The organism is Paracoccus sp. SY, from assembly GCF_002901215.1.
Classification (GTDB): Bacteria; Pseudomonadota; Alphaproteobacteria; order Rhodobacterales; family Rhodobacteraceae; genus Paracoccus; species Paracoccus acridae.
The window spans coordinates 1-3,449 of record NZ_NWMQ01000110.1; the positions used below are offsets into that span (position 1 = coordinate 1).

Annotated in this window: 1 protein-coding gene and 3 pseudogenes; 3 read left to right on the forward strand and 1 reads right to left on the reverse strand. The window is 60.0% G+C overall.

The genetic code is table 11. The annotated features are described in order from the left end of the window. Positions 1–145: 145 nt before the first annotated feature. Positions 146–523: pseudogene (locus CK944_RS21790) on the forward strand (helix-turn-helix domain-containing protein); the annotation flags it as partial. A gap of 14 nt (positions 524–537) precedes the next feature. Here CK944_RS21790 and CK944_RS21795 read toward each other — a convergent pair. Further along, positions 538–1,524, reverse strand: coding sequence for a transposase (locus CK944_RS21795; RefSeq protein WP_239986216.1), 987 nt, complete (start codon positions 1,522–1,524; stop codon positions 538–540). A 158-nt stretch (positions 1,525–1,682) separates the two neighbouring features. Here CK944_RS21795 and CK944_RS21800 point away from each other — a divergent pair. Both CK944_RS21800 and CK944_RS21805 read left to right on the forward strand, forming a co-directional pair. After that, positions 1,683–2,360 (forward strand): annotated as a pseudogene (locus CK944_RS21800) (transposase); the annotation flags it as partial. Continuing rightward, positions 2,341–3,324: pseudogene (locus tag CK944_RS21805) on the forward strand (McrC family protein). The pseudogenes CK944_RS21800 and CK944_RS21805, both read left to right, overlap by 20 nt. The last annotated feature ends 125 nt before the right edge of the window (positions 3,325–3,449 follow it).

A 3,449-nucleotide genomic window follows, 5' to 3' on the forward strand; every position in this document is an offset into this window, starting at 1 on the left:
CGGTAAACCAGGGGCGGTTCAGATCCTCAGGGCGCTCAACACCCTTCAGCAGTTCATCCAGAAGTTCCTTGGAGATCGTCATGCATGCTTCCTTTCGGTGAAGCATGGACCGGATCACTCATACACAGAAGATCGGACACTCTCGGTTGTGGCGGACCTCACCCTCGAGAACCGCCTCCTCAAAAAAAAACACGACCGGGGTTGGGGGCGAGCACGAATGAGATACCCTGTTTCCGAGAAGCTCGAGATCATCCGCATCGTCGAGCAATCCCACCTGCCGATTCGCCGGACCCTGGCGCAGATCGGGGTGCCGCCGACAACCTTTTACCGGTGGTATGATCGCTACATCGAACACGGCCCGGAGGGGCTGGAAGACCACCCCTCACGGCTGTCTAGGGTCTGGAACCGCATCCCCGACCCTGTGCGTGACCGGATTGTCGCTCTGGCGCTGGAAGAGCCCGACCTGTCGCCACGGGAGCTTGCGGTTCGCTTCACGGATACAGAAAAGTATTTCGTGTCAGAAGATATCCGTCTTGGTCAAGGCGCGGTTTGTGCCCATTTCCGGTCGTCCCGGATCAGGGCGTTGGCAAGGACGATGAGCTTGCGCATGACGGCTGTGATCGCGACTTTCGCGGGCTTTCCGGCGTCGCTGAGCGTCCTGTAGACTTGGCCGAGCTGGGCATTGTAGCGGATCGAAACGAGCGCGGGCATATAGAGCGTGGTGCGCAAGGCGCCTCGACCGCCGCCGATCTTGGAGCGACCCTTCCATTTCCCGGACTCGTGCGTGATCGGGGCGAGACCTGCGAGACTAGCAGCCTCCTTGCCCGATAGTGTACCGAGCTCGGGCATCTCCACGATCATTGCAACGGCAGCAATCGGACCGATGCCTGGAATGGACATGAGAACCTCATAGCGCCGGACGAGGTCGGCATCCTCGGCGACGAGGCGCCGCAATTCTACGTCGATCTGGTCGATCTGCTTTTCAACCTGCCGTAGGCGGGCACGGAGATGAGCCAGCACGATCTGGTTACGCGCCCCATGAAGGCGATTGCGGCATGCGGTGCGATCTTTGATCAGGCCGATGCGGGAAACGTGCAACTCCCTGATCTCATGCATGCTGTCGGTGCGGGCAGGCTTGGCGTCGAGGCTCAGAACTGCTCCCATCCGGGCCAGAAGCGCGGCATCGACACGATCGGTCTTGGCGCCCTGGCCGACGGCTTGGGCAAACTTTCGGGCCCGGTTCGGGTTCACCTTGACCAGACCGTGACCGGCCGCGTCCAGCATGCTTTCCAGGTCCCTGTGGTATCGGCCGGTCGCCTCATAGACGACTCGAGCGGGCGCCTTTCCAATCCAGCCACAAAGGGCCTTGAGCCCCGCCTTGTTATTGCCGAACTGCATGTGCTTGCCGTCCGACAGACGGTGAACGTCAACCGTGTCTTTGGAAATGTCGATTCCGATAGTATCCTGCATCGCCTTTCGTCTCCTGCGCTTGTCATGCGGGGCAAGGACATGCGCCTTCCCCATGTATCCGTTCAGGTCTTTCGAAAGGCGGGGGTGGTCCTACTTCTGACCGGTTCGTGGAAACCTCTTCCGTGTCGACCCGTCCCCCGCCGCTCTCCGGCATGTATAAGGTGCCGGAGAGCGGCTCCTGTATCGCACAGGAGCCAGGTAGAATCTTAAGACAAGCTTCGGTGTATCGGCTGCTCAAGTCCTATGACCTGATCACCAGCCCGGCCTATGTGGTTGTCAAGGCAGGGGACGAGTTCAGGGACAAGACCTCTCGGCCAAACCAGATGTGGCAGACCGACTTCACCTATCTCAAGGTGACAGGCTGGGGATGGTTCTACCTGTCCACCGTGCTCGATGACTTTTCGCGCTACATTGTTGGCTGGAAGCTGTGCACCACCATGACCGCGGACGATGTCAGCGCGACACTTGATATCGCCCTCGCTGCATCAGGATGTGACAGCGTCACCGTGCTGCACAAGCCGCGGCTGCTGAGCGACAACGGCCCTTGCTACATTGCTGGTGATCTTGCCGGATACCTCGAAGAAAATGGCATAGACCATGTTCGCGGAGCCCCAAATCACCCTCAGACGCAGGGCAAGATCGAGCGCTGGCACCAGACCCTCAAGAGCCGCATCCTGCTGGAAAATTATTACCTGCAGGGCGACCTCGAGGTGGCCATTGCCGCCTTTGTCGAGCATTACAACAACCACCGCTATCACGAGAGCCTCGGCAACCTCACGCCCGCTGACGTCCACTTCGGACGTGGCACGGCTATCCTGGCAGAAAGGGAGAAGATCAAGAAACTGACCATCCAGAGCCGGCGCTTGAACCATCTGCGCCAAGCAGCATAACCTCAACCCACAGAGCCAAAGCCCTCCAGACCAAACTCAGGCCGCCTGTTCCAAATCATTCGACGACGGACACTCGGAGAGGACGGAGAACCTCAATGCCATCCGCGGACAACTCGAACTGACCGAGCACCTGCGCACGAACGCCTTCGACCGTTCTCATCTGCTCTGTCGCTTCGACGAGCGCAGCATCGACAACCCCTACAATCAAGCGCTGAAGGCGATCCTTTAGATCCTTCTAGGGCTCGCACTGAGCCCAAGGAACCGGGCGATGGTGGCGGCGTTCCTCCATCGCTTTGACGAGGTGACCGATTGCAAAGTCAGGGCTCGCGACGTCGGCGCCCTGCGGTTCGATCGTACCATCCGACATTGGGAGCCGGTTTTTGCGCGGGCCCACTGGCTGCTGTCAGGCCTATACCCGGATGTTCGCAGGGGCGACGCAGCTGGTTCCGCTCTGCTGTTCAACATGGAGAAGCTCTTCGAGACGGTACTCGGACTGCGCATCCGGCATGCCTTCTTGGTGCAGGCCGGTGCTCGCCTTACTATCGAACTTCAGAGCCCTGTGAAGAACCTCGCGACGGCGGGCTTCCAGCTGCGCCCCGACATCACCGTTCAGAGCGGAGACGACTGCGTCGCCATCTTCGATGCGAAATGGAAGCACCTGGATCTCGCCGAACCGAACTGGGGCGGCTCGAGCGGCGACGCGTATCAGATGAACGCCTACGCCAGTCGCTACCGCTGCAAGCGACTGGCACTCGTTTACTCGGCCTCGAGGGACTGCCCGCCAGGAAGGATCACCGAGTTCGCGCTCATCACCGAAGAGCGGTGGGTACTAGATGTCGTCGCGGTCGATGTTCGAGAGCTCACCTTTGGCAGCGGGATCCCGGCTGGCATCGATGGGATGATCCCGGTCAATCGGCACTGGAAGCAAGGCTCATCGCTGGTACCGATTTACGAAGTGGCATGAAGGACTTCGGCCCCTCTTGCTTCCACAGTGCTTCCACGAGCGTTGGAAACGCAAACGCCGCCCCGGAGGGCGGCGCATAAGCGTTCGATAACGCGTAAGATTTTGGTTGCGGGGGCAGGATTTGA

Coding starts and splice junctions, on each gene's coding strand:
- CK944_RS21795 (WP_239986216.1), bottom strand. CDS start 1,524: ATGGGGAAGGCGCATGTCCTTGCCCCGCATGACAAGCGCAGGAGACGA.